Below are 17,083 nucleotides of genomic sequence, written 5' to 3'. Positions count from 1 at the left end.
TCCGATGAACCAACTCGTCGATCTCGACGCCGCCGACGAAGAGGCCGCCATCGTGTCCGCGACCCCGGAACGGCACGGCTTCCTGCCGATCGTCACCAACTGGTTCGACCGGCTTTTCATGGGGATCTACCTCTTCGTCGCGCTCGAGCTGTTCTGGCTGCGCTTCGTCGAGAAGCTGATCCCGCTGACCTTCTGCCACATCCTCGCCGTCGCGCTCGGCGTCTTGATCATCTGGAAGGGCTGAGCGCGATGCCGATGAGAGGAGACGCCCGATGAAGGCGCTGGTGCTCGAAGAAAGAATGAGACTGTCGCTGCGCGACTTCCCGATCGAAGAGACGGTCGGCCCGAACGATGTGCGCATCAAGCTGCACACCGTCGGCATCTGCGGCTCGGACGTGCACTACTATACCCATGGCGGTGCCGGCATTTTCCAAGTCAAGGCGCCGATGATCCTCGGCCACGAGGCGTCGGGCACGGTGACCGAGACCGGCAGTGCCGTCACCACGCTGAAGGTCGGCGACCGCGTCTGCATGGAGCCCGGCATCCCGGATCCGCTCAGCCGCGCGACGCGCCTCGGCCACTACAACGTCGACCCGGCGGTCCGCTTCTGGGCGACGCCGCCGGTGCACGGCGTGCTGCGCCCGAGCGTGGTGCATCCCGAGGCCTTCACCTTCAAGCTGCCGGACAACGTCTCCTTCGCCGAGGCAGCGATGGTCGAGCCGCTGGCGGTCGGCGTGCACGCGGCGATCAAGGCCGACGTCAAGCCGGGCGACATCGCGCTCGTCATCGGCGCCGGTCCGATCGGCCTGGTCACCGCCCTGTCGGCGCTCGCCGCCGGCTGCGCCCGGGTCTTCGTCAGCGATGTCGACCCAGTCAAGCTGGCGCTGGCCGCGAGCCTCGGGCCGATCACCCCGATCAACGTCGCGGAAGAGGACGCGACCGCGGTGATCCTGAAAGCCACCGATGGCTGGGGCGTCGAGATCGTCTTCGAATGCTCCGGCAACGGCAAGGCGGCGGCGATGGTCTTCGACCCGCTGTGCCCGGCCGGCCGCGTGGTGTTCATCGGCTCGCAGATGCACGACGTCGCCTACAACGTCGGCAAGGCGATGGTGCGCGAGGCGCGGGTCGAGCACGTCTTCCGCTACGCCCACGTCTTTCCGCGCTGCGTCGCCATGCTGTCGTCGGGTGCGATCGACGTGAAACCGCTGATCACCCGAACTTTTAGCTTCGACGACAGCGTCGAGGCCTTCGAGACCGCGGCGTCCGCCCCGGCGGGCGAGGTCAAGATGCAGATAGAGCTGCCCCAGTGAGAGGAGTTGCGTAATGGCTGAGGTCAGCGTCAAGGGTATCGTCAAGCGCTATGGCAGCGTCGAGGTCATCCACGGGGTCGACGTCGACATCAAGGACGGCGAGTTCGTCGTGCTGGTCGGCCCGTCCGGCTGCGGAAAGTCGACGCTGCTGCGGATGATCGCCGGGCTCGAGGCGATCTCCGGCGGCACCGTCTCGATCGGCGGCAAGGTGGTCAACGACAAGCTGCCGAAGGACCGCGACATCGCCATGGTGTTCCAGTCCTACGCGCTCTACCCGCACAAGACGGTGCGCGAGAACATGGCCTTCTCGCTGATGATCAAGGGCAGCCCCAAGTCCGAGATCGCGGCGAAGGTTGGCAAGGCCGCCGATATCCTCGACCTCACCAAGCTGCTCGACCGCTATCCGAAACAGCTCTCCGGCGGCCAGCGGCAGCGCGTCGCCATGGGCCGCGCGATCGTCCGCGACCCGCAGGTCTTCCTGTTCGACGAGCCGCTGTCGAACCTCGACGCCAAGCTGCGCGTCGCCATGCGCGTCGAGATCAAGGAGCTGCACCAGCGGCTGAAGACCACGACGGTCTACGTCACGCACGACCAGATCGAGGCGATGACCATGGCCGACAAGATCGTCGTCATGAAGGACGGCTATGTCGAGCAGATTGGCAAGCCGCTGGAACTCTACGACAACCCGCGCAACATCTTCGTCGCCGGCTTTATCGGATCGCCCTCGATGAACTTCATCAAGGGCCGCATCGATGCCGCCGAGGGCCAGCCTATCTTCGTTTCAGAGAAGGGCGTGCGTTTTCCGGTCGGCGAGATCCGGGCGGAGCAGGGCCAGTCGGTGGTCTACGGCATCCGGCCCGAGCACATCGCCATCGGCCCGGGCGGCATTCCGGCCAAGGTCTCGCTGCTGGAACCGACCGGCTCGGAGACCCAGATTTTCGCCAGGATCGGCGGCGATGCGATCGACGCGGTGGTCAAGGACCGGATCGACGTCAACCCGGGCGACGAGGTGTCCTTCGTCATCGACCCGCGCCGCGCGCACATCTTCGACGCGAAAACTTCCGCGCGGCTCTGACGGGGCGGAAAGGGTTCTGCGATCTTTGAGGCAAGTGCCGAAGTCGGCGTCCGGGGCTTGCTGGTCGCGGTCTCCATGCCGGTTATGCCGGCTTTAGCGCTCTGCGGGACTTTGATAATTTCGTACTGGCTGGAATCCCCAAGCAAGGAAAAAGCCAACGCTTCGAACCTAGCCACAAACGAATTCAAACTGGACTTAACGATGCGGATGGGGAGCAAAAGCGGTAAGGCGCCGTCAAACTCCTGTAAAACAAGGAGTTGAATGGTGGTCGCGCACAGGATCGAACTGTGGACCCCCTCGGTGTGAACGAGGTGCTCTCCCACTGAGCTACGCGACCATCCGCAGCGCCGGGGCGCTGGTGAGGGTGGGCGGATATAAGGGCAAGGGGGGTGCCAGGTCAATCCGCCCCGTGACCGGTTTTTGCCGGCGATGGGCAGCGGGAGGATCGGCCTCTGGGGGCGCTGCGGAGATGGCGTCCTGTCGATCGCCGGAGGGCGACGGCTGGGGATCACCGGACGGCGGTGGACCGATACACCGGACGGCGGTGGACCGGGATCAGCGATGGCGGCCGGTCAGGCGGTCGGCGAGCGGCGCGTCGAGGAGCGCGTAGTCGGAGAGGACGATGGAGGCATCGGCTCTGGCGCGCGCGTCGGGCGCATAGCCGAAGTCGACGAGGACGCAAGGCACTCCGGCGGCGAGGGCGGCATCCGTGTCGGTCGCGGTATCGCCGACGAGGAAGGCGGGGCCGCCTCCGGCCCTCGCGATGGTGCCGAGGAGGTGGCGCGGATCGGGCTTGCGGCCGGCGAAAGTGTCGGCGCCGCAGATCGCGGCGAAGCGCTCGGCAAGGCCGAGCATGCCAAGCAGCTTTACCGCCAGCCGCTCGGTCTTGTTGGTGCAGACGGCGAGGCGGTAGCCGGCCGCCGCCAGCCGGTCCATCGCGGCGACGACGCCGGGCAAGGGCGCCGAGAGATCGGCGATGTGGGCTTCGTAGTCGGCGAGGAAGACCGCGAACTGGCGTTCCATCTCGGCTTCCGTCAGCGGATGGCCGAGCCGGTCATAGGCATGCTGCAGCATCACCCGCGCACCGTGTCCGGCATGCGGACGGACTTCGTCCAGCGTCGTCGGCGAAAGCCCGGCGCCGATCAGACAGGCGTTCAGGCTGTTGGCAAGGTCGGGCGCGGTGTCGACGAGGGTGCCGTCGAGGTCGAACACGGCGATCGGCTGCGGCATCGTTTGTTCCTGTCGCTTTGTCGTCCTGCCGCCCTGGCGCCCTGACGCCTTGGCGCCTTGGCGCTGTGTCATTCCAGCACCCGAACGGCGTTCCGGCGGCTTGATGCGCAATCGCCGCCGGGCGGTCAAGCGGCGCCGCGGCGGCCCACGTCATTCGACAGCTCCGGCATTTCGCGATAGAGCCGAGGGCAAGGCCGGTGGAGGGCCGGTTTCGGGGGACATGCATGAGCGACGCCGCCAGTCTGAAGGATCGTGCCGCGCGGGCGGCCCTCGCGCATGTCGAGGACGGCATGCGGCTCGGGATCGGCACGGGCTCGACCGCCGAGGCCTTCATCCGGGCGCTGGGCGAACGCGTCGCCGGCGGGCTGAAGGTGACCGGCGTCGCCACCTCCGAACGCACGGCGGCGCTGTGCGAAAGCCTTTCCATCCCGATCGTGACGCTCGAGGAGATGCCGGAGCTCGACCTGACGATCGACGGGGCGGACGAATTCGACGAGGACCTGCGCCTCATCAAGGGTGGCGGCGGCGCGCTGCTGCGCGAGAAGATCGTGGCCGCTGCCTCCGCGCGGATGATCGTCATCGCCGACGCCTCGAAGCGGGTCGAAACGCTCGGCGCCTTCCCGCTGCCGATCGAAATCAACGGTTTCGGGCTGATGGCGACGTTTCTCGCCGTGCGCCGCGAGGCCGGTCGGCTCGGTCTCGACGGGGAAATGACGCTCCGCCACCGGGACGGCGCGCCGTTCATCACCGATAGCGGGCACCTTATCCTCAACGCATCATTTGGCCGCATTCCGGACCCAGAAGCGCTGTCGCGCGCGCTCCACGCTATTCCCGGTGTCGTCGAACACGGTCTGTTCCTGGGATTGGCCACGGTGGCGATCCTGGCGGGAGAGGCTGGGATCGAGACCCTCGGGGCGCCCTGACGCTGGCGCGGGGTCTGCTTGCGGGGGCTTGCGGACCGCGGCGAACAGGGCCATGCAAGGGCATGCTCCCGGCTGCACGTCGCGCCCGGCGCCGGGCCGCCGGCCATGTGACTTGCTAGACGCCCGAGCGATTGGGTAGGGAACCGTCCTCGACGGAACGACAAACGGATGGAGACAGGGCTTTCATGGTTCTCAACGATATGATGCGTCGCGGAATGCTCGCACTGGCAGCCGTCGGCCTCATGGCGGGCGCGCCGGCTCTGGCCCAAGAAGCCACGGCGTCGCATCTGGCTGCCGCCCGCGCCGCCATTGATGCGATCGACTCGACCGAGCAGTTCGACAACATCCTCATGAACGCCGCCACGCAGATCAAGTCGGACCTGATCGGCAGCAACCCCAACATGCAGTCGGAGATTTCCGACATGGTCGACGAGCGCGCGATCGCGCTCGCCCCGCGCCGCGGCGACCTCGAGAACGAGGTGGCGCGCACCTATGCCAAACTCTTCACCGAGCAGGAACTCAAGGAAATCGCGGCATTCTACGGCTCGCCCACCGGCCAGAAGCTGTTGAAACAAGGCCCCGTCGCCTCGCGCGAAATGATGGCCGCCGCCGACGTCTGGTCGAACGGCATCGTCCGCGACCTGCGCGCCAGCGCTGCCGAGGGCATGACCGCAATGCTGCCGCAGCCGGCCGGTGCCACCGCGCCGCTGACCGATCCCGCGACGCCCGCCGCCGGCTCGTCGACGCAATAGCCGCGGTCGACAGCGCCTGGCGCTCCCGAAAGTGAACGAGGCGGCCCCGCAAGGCCGCCTTTTTCGTACCATCGAGCACCCTATCTCAGGCGGGCGTCCGAACCTTTCGGGTCGGCGCCATGCCCCCGCATCATCCTGCCGGCAAAGGGATCCGCCTTGAGCGAACTTTACGACTACGACCTCTTCGTCATCGGCGGCGGCTCCGGCGGCGTGCGCGCGGCGCGGCGAACCGCGGCGCTCGGCCATCGCGTCGCCATCGCCGAGGAGTTCCGCTATGGCGGCACCTGCGTCATCCGCGGCTGCGTGCCGAAGAAGCTGTTCGTCTACGCCTCGAAGTTCTCGGAGGACTTCGAGGATGCGGAGGGCTTCGGCTGGTCCGTCGGGCCGGCGCGCTTCGACTGGCCGACGCTGATCGCCAACAAGGACCGCGAGATCGACCGGCTGGAAAAGGCCTATCGCGGCAATCTCGAAAAGGCCGGCGTCGAGGTGCTGGTCAGCCGCGCCGTGCTGGAGGACGCGCATACGATTCGCCTGACCGCGACCGGCAAGACGGTGACGGCCGAGAAGATCCTGATCGCCGTCGGCGGCCGTGCCAATCCGCATCCCGGGCTGCCCGGCGCCGAGCATTGCATCACTTCCAACGAGGCTTTCCACCTGAAGCGCCTGCCGAAGGCGATCGCGATCCTCGGCGGCGGCTATATCGCGGTCGAGTTTGCCAACATCTTCCACGGGCTCGGCGTCGAGACGACGCTGATCTATCGCGGCAAGGAAATCCTCCAGGGCTTCGACGACGATCTGCGCCAGGGCCTGCACCAAGCGATGAAGAAGAAGGGCATCCGCATCCGCTGCGAAGAGATGATCGCGGAAGTGTCGATGAAGGCGGACGGCCGCCTCAACGCCCGGCTCGGCGGCGGCGAGGTGCTGGACGTCGACGAGGTGATGCTGGCGATCGGCCGCAAGGCGAACACGGAGAATCTCGGGTGCTCGGCCGCAGGCGTCGACGTCGACGAGCGCGGGGCGGTTGTTGTTGACGACTATTCCCGCACCAGCGCCGACAACATCTGGGCGCTCGGCGACGTCACCCAGCGCCTGCAATTGACCCCGGTGGCGATCCACGAGGCGATGTGTTTCGTCGACACGGTATTCCGCGACCGCCCGACGAAGCCGGATCTCGACAATGTCGCGACCGCGGTGTTCTCGCAGCCGGAGATCGGCACGGTCGGGCTCACCGAGGAGCAGGCGGGCAAGGCCTTTGCCGATGTCGAGGTCTACCGCGCGCAGTTCCGGCCGATGCGGCATGTTCTCGCCGGGCGGGACGAGCCGATGCTGATGAAGCTTGTCGTCGATGCCGCCTCGCGCAAGGTCGTCGGCGCGCATATCCTCGGCCCGGATGCCGGCGAGATGAGCCAGTTGCTCGGCATCGCCGTGAAGGCTGGCGTCACCAAGGACGACTTCGACCGCACCATGGCCGTGCACCCGACCATGGCCGAGGAACTCGTCACCATGTACGATCCGACCTACCGCCTGAAGGACGGGGCCCGGGTCTAGACATTGGCGCTCCAAGGGGCTTGCCGCATGATGATGCGACTGGCCGCTGGGGCGCGGCCAAGACGAGAGCAGCCATGCTGATCCACGACGACCATCCCGACTTCGAGTCGCTGGCGGGTGACGGGCGGGTAGTCGCCTATTTCGGCTACGGCTCGCTGGTCAACAGGGCGACGCTGCGCACGCGCTTTCTGGCGATCCGCCGGGCCGAGGTGACGGGCTGGCGGCGGTTCTGGCTGCCACGCCCCGGCGGTATCGCGCTCCTGTCCGTCCGGCCCGACCAGGGCCATGCGACGCAAGGGGTGGTGGTCTACGACCATGCCGACAATCTTGCCGCCGTCGACCTGCGCGAGGCCGGTTACATCCGGCGCGATGTCGCGGCCCCGGCGATAGAGGCGGCCCCGCCGGTGGGGGCTGCCGTGCATATCTACGAGGCCATCCACCCCGAGGTCGACGCCGCCGATACCGGCGCGACCATTCTCCAGTCCTATCTCGACGCGGTGCTGCAGGGTTTCCTGTCGCTTTACGGGCGCGACGGCGTCGAGCGGTTCGTCGCGGAGACCGAGGGGTTCGAGACCGATATTCTCGCCGATCGCCAGGCGCCGCGCTATCCGCGGGCCGTGCGGCTGGCCGACGGGGAGGCGGATCTCTTCGACGGGCTGGTGACGGCGCGTGGCGCGATGCTGCGGCCGATAGGCTGAGCTCCCGCAAGGGTGCAGCGCACGGTGACAATCCCCGCCAATCATGTCTATAAGCCGGCGAGGGGTGTCGGTCTTTTCAGCACGGCGCCCGATCCCCAGTTACCCGACGACAGGCTCGCCACGGCGACCGACGACCGGCTTCAAGACCGGTGCCACACGTCCGAAAGAGAGAACAGCATGGCCAAGGACTGGACTCCCGCAAGCTGGCGCTCGAAGCCCGTCGAGCAGATGCCGGACTTCCCCGATGCCGCGGCACTGGCAGAGACCGAGAAGCGCCTCGCCAGCTTCCCGCCGCTGGTGTTTGCGGGTGAGGCCCGCAAGCTCACGAGGGCATTGGGTGAGGTGGCCGAGGGTCGCTCGTTCCTGCTGCAGGGCGGCGACTGCGCCGAGAGCTTCGCCGAGCACGGCGCCGACAACATCCGCGACTTCTTCCGCGCCTTCCTGCAGATGGCGGTGGTGCTGACCTTCGGCGCCTCTTCGCCGGTGGTGAAGGTCGGCCGCATCGCCGGCCAGTTCGCCAAGCCGCGCTCGTCCGGCATGGAGACCGTCGGCGGTGTCTCGCTGCCGTCCTACCGCGGCGACATCGTCAACGGCATCGAGTTCGACGAGGCCTCGCGCATCCCGAACCCCGAACGCCAGATCGAGGCCTACCGGCAGTCGGCAGCGACGCTGAACCTCTTGCGCGCCTTCGCGCAGGGCGGTTATGCCAATCTCGACAATGTTCACCAGTGGATGCTGGGTTTCCTCTCCGGAAGCCCGCAGGCGGAGCGCTACGGGCATCTCGCCGACAAGATCTCGGAGACGATGAACTTCATGCGGGCGATCGGCATCACTGCCGACACGCACCCGGCGCTGCGCGAGACCGAGTTCTTCACCAGCCACGAGGCGCTGCTGCTCGGCTACGAGCAGGCGATGACCCGCGTCGATTCGACCTCGGGCGACTGGTACGCGACCTCCGGCCACATGATCTGGATCGGCGACCGCACCCGGCAGCTGAACAATGCGCATGTCGAGTATTGCCGCGGCATCAAGAACCCGATCGGCCTGAAATGCGGCCCGTCGATGGATGCCGACGGCCTCCTCAAGCTGATCGACGTGCTGAACCCCGAGAACAAGTCGGGCCGGCTGACGCTGATCACCCGTTTCGGCCACGACAAGGTGGAGGCGAACCTGCCGCGTCTGATCCGTGCCGTGGAGAAGGAGGGCCGCAAGGTCGTCTGGTCGTGCGATCCGATGCACGGCAACACCATCACGCTGAACAACTACAAGACGCGGCCGTTCGACCGGATCCTGACGGAGGTGCAGACCTTCTTCGACGTGCACCGCGCGGAGGGCACCCATGCCGGCGGCATCCACATCGAGATGACCGGCAAGGACGTCACCGAATGCACCGGCGGCTCGCGCCCGGTTCTCGCCGAGGACCTGTCGGACCGCTACCACACGCATTGCGACCCGCGCCTCAACGCCACCCAGGCGCTGGAACTCGCCTTCCTGGTCGCCGAGCTCCTGAAGAAGGACCTCGCGGCCCAGGCCCCGAAGCAGGTTGCGAACCTCTAAAGGGCTCGCGCTTCGTTCGGGACACATCCCATCGAATGACGGAAGGGCTGCCGAAAGGCGGCCCTTTTTGCTGAGCACATTACCGAGGTATCGGGCGGGCTTGCGGGGAGATGTTCAGGGGTCGAATCAGCCGGTTCAATCGGAACCGCAGAGAATTGCAGAGATGCGTCTGAACGCTTGAGCACAGCGCAGGGGTGGCAATCCCGACGCTTTTCTGCCGCGCGGTCTCCGTGGCGCGCTATTCCTGGCCATCGCCCCTCGGCCGGGGTTTCGAGCTGACGCGGACAGCTTCCGCATCGCTTGTCGCCGTGCTGCCGCCGCGCACCCGTGCCACGAAAATCGGGCCCCATTGCCGCCAGGCGAACCAGGCCGACAGTGCGACGGCGATGACGATGAGGGTAATGCCGACGCCGCGCTCCATCAGTTCCAGCCGGGCGAAGACCGTGCCGATGGAGTAGCCGAAGACGTAGCCGATGGTGGTGAACAAGCCGGCCCAGATGCCCGCGCCGATGAAGTTCAGCACGAGGAAGCGCGGAATGCTGATCGAGGACAGGCCGAGCGCGATCAGGCCGGGCATGCGCAGGCCGTAGATGTAGCGGTTCACGATCACGAAGAAGGCCTGATATTTGTCGACCAACCTCAGTGCCTTGGCAAACTTCGGCTTGGCCTTCCAGCGCGAGACCCAACGGTGGCCGGACCAGAAGCGCGAGAACAGGAAGACCGCGAGGTCGCCGAGGAACGAACCGGTGAAGGCCAGCAGCGCGATCGTCTCCAGCGGGTAGGAGCCGCGATAGGCGAGGAAGCCGCCGATGATGGCGAAGACCTCGCCTTCGAAGAACGTCCCGACGAAGACGATGATGAGGCCATATTGGCTGACCAGGCTGAGAATTTCGTACACTGACGCCCCACTCTATCGCCCGGCTTCATCCCGGGTCTTCTGCCGTTGTCTTGCAAAGCCGGCCAAAGCCGATGCGCTTCGAATTTCTTCGCGGCACCGGTGGAAAACCGCAAGTGCACGGTCTGGCCGACCGCTATCCCGCAGCGCCTATGTCGTGAGTTTCTGTGGATTTGCAAACTGACGTAGGGTTCGTCCCGGCGCCAGCGGATCAGAAGCAGCTGCCGGTCGAGGCTTGCGAGGCTCTCTCAGTCGCTTGCCAGGCCGGCCCGGATAGCGAGGCTCTCCTCGATCGCGCCCAGCCGCCGGGCAATGATCTCGAGCGTCTCGGCGACGCGCTGCGCATCCTCGCGGCGCATCTCGTCGAGCTTGTCGTGCAGCGCGAGGATCTCGATCTCGGCCTTGAGGTTGATCTCGTAGTCGTGGCTTGCATCCAGCCGGTCGCGGTCGGCGGCCCGGTTCTGCGACATCATGATGATCGGCGCCTGGATCGCCGCGATCATCGACAGCACCAGGTTGAGAAAGATGAAGGGGTAGGGGTCGAACGCTTCCTGCGACAGGATGACGGTGTTCAGGAACACCCAGACGACGAGGAAGCCGAGGAAGCAGAGGATGAAGCTCCATGACCCGCCGACGCGGGCAATGCCGTCCGCCAGCCGTCCACCGAGCGAGGTCTGCGCGGTGAAGGTCGCCGTGACGTCCTGCGCAATCGTGGTGCCGCTGAGGGCGCTGTCGAGCACCCGGCGTTCACCGGGTTTCAGGAGTTCGAGAGACCGCCCGATCCAGCCGAGGACCTTTGTTGCGGGAAAACCCTTGCGCATCGTCGCATCCTCGTTCGCCTGCGGCAAATGAACAGCCGCGCCGGCGGCAGCCCTCGTTCGGGCTCGCGCCGCCGGTTCCCGCTTGATATGAGGCGGGTCATGCACCTGCCATATCCCCTTCCTATGGGACGCAGGATGAAATCTTGGCAAGGAGCCGCCGCGTGACGCCATCTCGACTGAAGCTCGCCGTGGCCCAGCTCAACCCGGTGCTCGGCGACATCGCCGGCAACCTGGCGCTCGCCCGCCGGGGACGTGCACAGGCCGCGGCGAAGGGCGCCGACCTCGTGCTCTTCACCGAGCTCTTTCTGTCCGGCTATCCGCCGGAGGACCTCGTCCTGAAGCCGGCCTTTGTCGCCGAGTGCATGGCGGCGGTGGAGACACTCGCCGAAGAGACCGCCGACGGCGGTCCGGGCGTGATCATCGGCTGCCCCTTGCGCACCGAGACCGGCCTCTACAACGCCGTGGCGATGCTCGACGGCGGCAAGGTTGTGGCCTGGCGCTCGAAGGTGGACCTGCCGAACTACGGCGAGTTCGACGAGAAGCGGGTCTTCCAGGCCGGCGAGATGCCGGGGCCGGTGAACTTCCGCGGCATCCGCCTCGGCATTCCCGTCTGCGAGGACATCTGGGGCCAGCTCGGCGTCTGCGAGACGCTGGCGGAATCGGGCGCCGAGATCCTGCTCGTGCCGAACGGCTCGCCCTTCTACAAGGAGAAGCTCGACGTCCGTCACCAGGTCGTGCTGCGGCAGGTGATCGAGACCGACCTGCCCATGGTCTATGCGAACATGCTGGGCGGGCAGGACGATCTCCTCTTCGACGGCGGCTCCTTCGCCTTCCAGGCCGACCGCACGCTCGCCTTCCAGCTGCCGCAGTTCGACGCCGTGGTGGCGGTGACCGACTGGGTGCGCGGCGAGGACGGCTGGGTTTGCGAGAACGGCCCGCTGGCGGCGATCCCGGCGCTCGACGAATCCGTCTGGCGCGCCTGCGTCCTCGGGTTCCAGGACTACGTCAACAAGAACGGCTTCAGGAGCGTCGTCCTCGGCATGTCCGGCGGCATCGATTCGGCCGTGGTCGCGGCGATGGCGGTCGATGCATTGGGCAAGGACCGCGTCCACTGCGTGATGATGCCCTACCGCTACACCGCCGCGACCAGCCTCGAGGATGCCGAAGCCTGCGCCAAGGCGCTCGGCGTGCGCTACGACGTCGTCGAAATCGCAGCGCCCGTCGAGGGGTTCACCGCGGCGTTAGCTAGCCTCTTCGAGGGACGCCCGGCGGACGTCACCGAGGAGAACCTCCAGAGCCGTGCCCGCGGCGTGATCCTGATGGCGATCTCCAACAAGTTCGGCGCGATGGTCGCGACCACCGGCAACAAGAGCGAGATGTCGGTTGGCTACGCGACGCTCTACGGCGACATGAACGGCGGGTTCAACCCGATCAAGGACCTCTACAAGACCGAGGTGTTTCGGCTGGCGCACTGGCGCAATGCGCATGTTCCCGACGGTTCGCTCGGCAGCGGTGGCATCGTCATCCCCGAGCGCATCATCACCAAGCCGCCCTCGGCGGAACTGCGCGAGGACCAGAAGGACGAGGATTCGCTGCCGCCCTACGAGATCCTCGACGCCATTCTCGAACACCTCGTCGAGCATGACGGCAGCGTCGATGCGCTGGTCGAGCGCGGCTTCGACCGCGACACGGTCAAGCACATCGAGCGGCTGCTCTACATCGCCGAATACAAGCGGCGGCAGTCGGCGCCGGGGGTGAAGGTGACGCGCAAGAATTTCGGCCGCGACCGCCGCTACCCCATCACCAACCGCTACCGCGACGGGGCCTGAGCGATGGACGAGATCTCGCTGGACTCGATCGCCGCCGCCTCGCTGGTGCTCGCGGTGCTGTTCGCGCTGCGCTATTTCCTCGCCATGCGCCGCATCTTCCAGGAGGTGCCGAAGCCTGCGGGTTTCGGTCTCGCCGGCTACCTCCACGCCCCAAAGCGCGGCGCCTATGGCGAGGACATGGAGCCGAACCGGCGCTACGCCTCGCGGCAGTTCCACCAGGGCGCGGTGTTCCTCGTCGTCGGGCTCGGTCTCTTCGCCTACCTTCTCGTCACGGGAACGCCGATCACGCTGGGCCGGGGGATTTGAGCGCGCCACGCGCGCCGTCCCGCCTCACCACACAGGAAATCTCCCGATGAGCCCGACCGTCCGCTTTGCCCCTTCGCCGACCGGCCACATCCACATCGGCAACCTCAGAACCGCGCTGTTCAACTGGCTGCTGGCCAAGGAAAACGGTGCGGGCGGGCAGTTCATCCTGCGCTATGACGATACCGACGTCGCCCGGTCGCGTGCCGAATATGCCGGTTCGATCCTCGAGGACCTCGTCTGGCTCGGTCTGCAGCCGGACGCCGTCTACCGCCAGTCCGAGCGGATCGGCCATTACGATGCGGCGGTCACCCTGCTGCAGCAGAAGGGCCTGCTCTATCCTTGCTACGAGACCGCCGAGGAACTCGACCGCAAGCGCAAGCGTCTCGCCGCGCGCGGCCTGCCGCCGATCTACGGCCGCGATGCCCTGCGGCTGAACGAGATGGAGCGGCAGGAACTGGAAGCCGAAGGCCGTCAGCCGCACTGGCGGTTTCTCCTGCCGAACTTTACCGGCGATCCCTCCCAGCCCGTTCGCACCGACGTAACGTGGAACGACCTCGTCCGGGGTCCGCAGAGCGTCGACCTTGCCTCGCTGTCGGACCCGGTGCTCGTGCGCGAAGATGGCAGCTATCTCTACACGCTGCCGTCCGTCGTCGACGACGGCGCGATGGGCATCACCCACGTCATCCGCGGCGATGATCACGTGACGAATACCGGTGTCCAGATCGCGCTTTCCAAGGCGCTGGGCCTCACCGTGCCGGATTACGGCCACCACAACCTCCTGACGACGCTCGACGGGGAGGGTCTGTCGAAGCGTTCCGGCGCGCTGTCGCTGCGCTCGCTGCGGGCGGATGGCATCGAGCCGATGGCCGTCGCCTCGCTCGCTGCCCTCGTCGGGCTCTCCGGCTCGATCGAGGCGGTGCCAAGCCTGTCGGCGCTGGCGGAGCGGGTAAAACTCTCGGACGTCTCCGCCTCGGCGTCGAAATTCGACCCGGCCGAGGTCGAGCGGCTGAACGCCGAGCTGGTGCATGGCTACGGCTACGCCGACGTCGCCGAGCGTCTGGCGGGCATGGGCGTGCCGGAGGATCGGGCGGAAGCGTTCTGGCTGGCGGTGCGCGCCAATTGCGGGCGGGTGTCGGATGCGTCGGTCTGGCGCGACGTGGTGTTCGGCGAGCTGCCGGCAGAGGCACCGGCAATCGTGGAGGATGACCGCGCCTTCCTCGCCACCGCCTTCGACCTGTTGCCGCCAGAGCCTTGGTCGCACGAGACGTGGAAGACGTGGACCGCTGCGGTGAAGACCGCCACCGGCCGCAAGGGCAAGCCTCTCTTCATGCCGCTCCGCCAGGCGCTGACGGGTCTCGACCATGGCCCGGAACTGGCGGACCTTCTGCCGCTGATCGGCCGAGAGCGGGCGCTGGCAAGGCGGGTTTAGGGCGAGGGGCGAAAGGGGCGATGGGGGAAAGGGCGATGGGCGCAAACCTATCAGCCTCGTCATCCCGGGCTTGACCCGGGATCCATTCCAAACCGCTGAAGACAGCTAGTCCGGTGGACCTTCCCTGACACCCTCCGCCGGAGAGAAAGCCTTTGCGCAGAGGCATGGGTCCCGGCTCAAGGCCGGGATGACGAGCCTGAGACGTCTGCGCCGGACGAGGTGCGGCGGATCTTGCGCCAGCGCCAGCGGTGCGCCACCCAGCCCCTCTACCCCCTCTACCCCCTCTCACCCCCGCTGCACCGCCTCCGCCACCGCGATCGCCGCCATGTTGACGACGCCGCGGGATGTCACCGATGGCGTCAGCACATGCGCCGGCGAGGCGGCGCCCAGCAGGATCGGGCCGACGTGCAGGGAATCGGTCATTGCCTTGACGACGTTGAGGGTGATGTTCGCCGCGTCGAGGTTCGGGAAGATCAAGAGGTTGGCCTCGCCCGACAGCGTCGAGTTCGGCATCACCTTGCGGCGGAGCGCCTCGTTGAGGGCGACGTCGCCGTGCATCTCGCCGTCGAGCTCGAGGTCGGGCATCCGCTCGCGCACCAGTTTCAGCGCCTGGCGCATCTTCTTGGTCTGCGGCGTCTCGTCCGAGCCGAAGTTCGAGTGCGAGAGAAAGGCGCCTTTCGGCTCGATGCCGAAGCGGCGGATCTCGACGGCGGCGTGCACCGTCATCTCGGCCAGATCCTCGGCGCTCGGATCACGCTGCACATAGGTGTCGAGGAAGAATTTAGCGCCTTGCTGCGAGATGAGGAGGCTCATCGCGGCGAACTTGTTGGTGCCGGGCTCGACGCCGATGACCTGGCGGATGTCGACGAGATGCGGCGAATAGCGGCCCTCGAGGCCGCAGATCATCACGTCGGCCTCGCCGCGCGAGACCGAGACGGCGGCAATCACCGTGGTGTTGGTGCGGACCACGGTGCGGGCGGTGTCGGGGTTGACGCCCTTGCGGCCGACCTTCTCGAAATAGTGGTCGACATAGTCGCGGTAGCGCGGGTCGTCCTCGGGGTTTACCACCTCGAAGTCGGTGCCCGGCCGAATGCGCAGGCCGTAGCGTTCCAGCCGGCTGGCGATGACGGCGGGGCGGCCGACGAGGATCGGCACGCCGATCTTGTCTTCGAGCATCACCTGCGCGGCGCGCAGCACCCGCTCGTCCTCGCCGTCCGCGAAGATCACCCGCTTGCCGCTGTTCTTGGCGATCTGGAAGATCGGCTTCATGATCAGGCCGGTTCGGAAGACGAACCGGTTGAGGAGGTCCATGTAGGCGCCGAAATCCTCGATCGGCCGCGAGGCGACGCCGGTCGCGGCCGCGGCTCTCGCCACGGCCGGCGCGATCTTCAGGATCAGCCGGGGGTCGAAGGGCGAGGGGATGATGTATTCCGGGCCGAAGATCGGCGTCTCCGAGCCGTAGGCTTTCGCTGCGACCTCCGAGACTTCCTCGCGCGCCAGCGCCGCGATGGCGTCGACGGCGGCGATCTTCATTTCCTCGTTGATCGTCGTCGCGCCGCAGTCGAGCGCGCCGCGGAAGATGTAGGGGAAGCAGAGGACGTTGTTGACCTGGTTCGGGAAGTCCGAGCGACCTGTGCAGATCATCGCGTCCGGCCGCACCGCGCGGGCAAGGCTCGGCATGATCTCGGGCGTCGGATTGGCCAGCGCCATGATCAGCGGCCGCGGAGCCATTTTTTCCAGGAGCTCCGGCTTCAGGACGCCGCCGGCCGACAGACCGAGGAAGATGTCGGCGCCCTCGATCGCTTCGCTCAGCGTGCGCATCTCCGTGTCGCGCGCATAGACCTCCATCCAGCGGTCGGTTCGCTTGCCGCGCCCGACATAGACCACGCCGTCGATATCGGTGGCGGTGATGTTCCCGAGTTTCGCGCCGAGCGCGACGAGGAGGTTGAGGCAGGCGATAGCGGCAGCACCCGCGCCCGAGGAGACGATCTTGACCTCCTCGATCTTCTTGCCGTTGAGCTCCAGCGCATTGCGCACGGCGGCGGCGACGATGATAGCGGTGCCGTGCTGGTCGTCGTGGAAGACCGGGATCTTCATGCGCTTGCGCAGCTGTTCCTCGACCTCGAAGCACTCCGGCGACTTGATGTCTTCGAGGTTGATGCCGCCGAAGGTCGGCTCCAGCGCGGCGACCACCTCGACGATGTGGTCGATCTCGGTCGCGTCGATCTCGATGTCGAAGACGTCGATGTCGGCGAACTTCTTGAACAGGACGCCCTTGCCCTCCATAACCGGCTTGGAGGCCAGCGGGCCGATATTGCCGAGGCCGAGCACCGCGCTGCCGTTGGACAGCACGGCGACGAGGTTGGCGCGGCTGGTGTAGACGGCGGCGAGCGAGGGGTCGGCGGCGATCGCGAGGCACGGTGCCGCGACGCCCGGCGAGTAGGCGAGCGCCAGATCGCGTTGGTTGCCGAGCGGCTTGGTCGGCTGGATCGCGATCTTACCGGGCTTCGGATAGCGGTGGTAGAACAACGCCTGCTCGTCGAGATCGCCCGTGTTCGGCCTGGCGTCGGTGCTATTTTCGGACATGGCGTCCCCCGTTCATTTCAGCTGCTGCGGCCGTCTTAGACGAAGTCGAACCGTTCTGGAAATTGCCGCCTGGCATTTTGTCGGGAGTTTCGCCTTGCCGTCGCCATCGGCCCCGCCGGGTGCC

At 66.8% G+C, this 17,083-nt stretch carries 14 protein-coding genes, 1 tRNA gene and 1 pseudogene; 11 read left to right on the top strand and 5 right to left on the bottom strand.

What is annotated here, in order from left to right:
- Positions 1–4 precede the first annotated feature (4 nt).
- Genes ACZL02_RS08830 through ACZL02_RS08820 form a run of 3 tightly spaced genes read left to right on the top strand, consistent with a single transcriptional unit; the run spans position 5 to position 2,385 of the window.
- A complete protein-coding gene (locus ACZL02_RS08830; RefSeq protein ID WP_472937389.1) occupies positions 5–244 on the top strand; it encodes a DUF2160 family membrane protein in 240 nt (79 codons plus the stop codon).
- Between the two features lie 28 nt (positions 245–272).
- Positions 273–1,310, top strand: a complete 1,038-nt coding sequence (locus tag ACZL02_RS08825) for an NAD(P)-dependent alcohol dehydrogenase (protein ID WP_472937390.1) — start codon at positions 273–275, stop codon at positions 1,308–1,310.
- Positions 1,311–1,323: 13 nt separating this feature from the next.
- Complete coding sequence (locus tag ACZL02_RS08820) at positions 1,324–2,385, top strand: ABC transporter ATP-binding protein (RefSeq protein WP_472937391.1); 1,062 nt, start codon at positions 1,324–1,326, stop codon at positions 2,383–2,385.
- A gap of 262 nt (positions 2,386–2,647) precedes the next feature.
- Here the strand turns inward: ACZL02_RS08820 and ACZL02_RS08815 are convergent.
- A tRNA-Val gene (locus ACZL02_RS08815) sits at positions 2,648–2,722 on the bottom strand.
- A gap of 208 nt (positions 2,723–2,930) precedes the next feature.
- Positions 2,931–3,615 (bottom strand): annotated as a pseudogene (locus ACZL02_RS08810) (HAD-IA family hydrolase); the annotation flags it as partial.
- Between the two features lie 224 nt (positions 3,616–3,839).
- Here ACZL02_RS08810 and rpiA point away from each other — a divergent pair.
- The 5 genes from rpiA (at position 3,840) to ACZL02_RS08785 (ending at position 9,093) form a co-directional block, all read left to right on the top strand.
- Entirely contained in the window at positions 3,840–4,538 is a 699-nt protein-coding gene (rpiA, locus tag ACZL02_RS08805) for a ribose-5-phosphate isomerase RpiA (protein ID WP_472937392.1), read from the top strand.
- 185 nt (positions 4,539–4,723) lie between these two features.
- Positions 4,724–5,290, top strand: coding sequence for a DUF2059 domain-containing protein (locus ACZL02_RS08800; RefSeq protein WP_472937393.1), 567 nt, complete (start codon positions 4,724–4,726; stop codon positions 5,288–5,290).
- Positions 5,291–5,446: 156 nt separating this feature from the next.
- Positions 5,447–6,838, top strand: coding sequence for a glutathione-disulfide reductase (gor, locus tag ACZL02_RS08795; protein WP_472937394.1), 1,392 nt, complete (start codon positions 5,447–5,449; stop codon positions 6,836–6,838).
- A gap of 74 nt (positions 6,839–6,912) precedes the next feature.
- Complete coding sequence (locus ACZL02_RS08790; RefSeq protein WP_472937395.1) at positions 6,913–7,536, top strand: gamma-glutamylcyclotransferase family protein; 624 nt, start codon at positions 6,913–6,915, stop codon at positions 7,534–7,536.
- 177 nt (positions 7,537–7,713) lie between these two features.
- Positions 7,714–9,093 (top strand): class II 3-deoxy-7-phosphoheptulonate synthase, encoded by a 1,380-nt coding sequence (locus ACZL02_RS08785; RefSeq protein ID WP_472937396.1) that lies wholly within the window; start codon positions 7,714–7,716, stop codon positions 9,091–9,093.
- A 238-nt stretch (positions 9,094–9,331) separates the two neighbouring features.
- Here the strand turns inward: ACZL02_RS08785 and ACZL02_RS08780 are convergent, their stop codons facing one another.
- Together ACZL02_RS08780 and ACZL02_RS08775 are read right to left on the bottom strand one after the other, a co-directional pair.
- Positions 9,332–9,991 (bottom strand): DedA family protein, encoded by a 660-nt coding sequence (locus ACZL02_RS08780; protein WP_472937397.1) that lies wholly within the window; start codon positions 9,989–9,991, stop codon positions 9,332–9,334.
- Between the two features lie 245 nt (positions 9,992–10,236).
- Positions 10,237–10,809, bottom strand: coding sequence for a DUF1003 domain-containing protein (locus tag ACZL02_RS08775; RefSeq protein WP_472937398.1), 573 nt, complete (start codon positions 10,807–10,809; stop codon positions 10,237–10,239).
- 161 nt (positions 10,810–10,970) lie between these two features.
- On the opposite strand from ACZL02_RS08775, the gene ACZL02_RS08770 reads away from it, so the two are divergent.
- Genes ACZL02_RS08770 through gltX form a run of 3 tightly spaced genes read left to right on the top strand, consistent with a single transcriptional unit; the run spans position 10,971 to position 14,373 of the window.
- Positions 10,971–12,638, top strand: coding sequence for an NAD+ synthase (locus tag ACZL02_RS08770; RefSeq protein ID WP_472937399.1), 1,668 nt, complete (start codon positions 10,971–10,973; stop codon positions 12,636–12,638).
- A gap of 3 nt (positions 12,639–12,641) precedes the next feature.
- Positions 12,642–12,944: a hypothetical protein gene (locus ACZL02_RS08765; protein ID WP_472937400.1), complete on the top strand. Its 303-nt coding sequence runs from the start codon at positions 12,642–12,644 to the stop codon at positions 12,942–12,944.
- A gap of 46 nt (positions 12,945–12,990) precedes the next feature.
- Positions 12,991–14,373 carry a glutamate--tRNA ligase gene (gene gltX / locus ACZL02_RS08760; protein WP_472937401.1) on the top strand — a complete coding sequence of 461 codons (1,383 nt, stop codon included), beginning with the start codon at positions 12,991–12,993 and terminating at the stop codon, positions 14,371–14,373.
- A gap of 285 nt (positions 14,374–14,658) precedes the next feature.
- Here the strand turns inward: gltX and ACZL02_RS08755 are convergent, their stop codons facing one another.
- Positions 14,659–16,959, bottom strand: a complete 2,301-nt coding sequence (locus tag ACZL02_RS08755) for an NADP-dependent malic enzyme (RefSeq protein ID WP_472937402.1) — start codon at positions 16,957–16,959, stop codon at positions 14,659–14,661.
- Between the last annotated feature and the right edge of the window lie 124 nt (positions 16,960–17,083).

It is taken from the genome of Mesocryomonas fontinalis, assembly GCF_055730125.2.
This window is presented reverse-complemented; position numbering and strand designations above follow the sequence as displayed.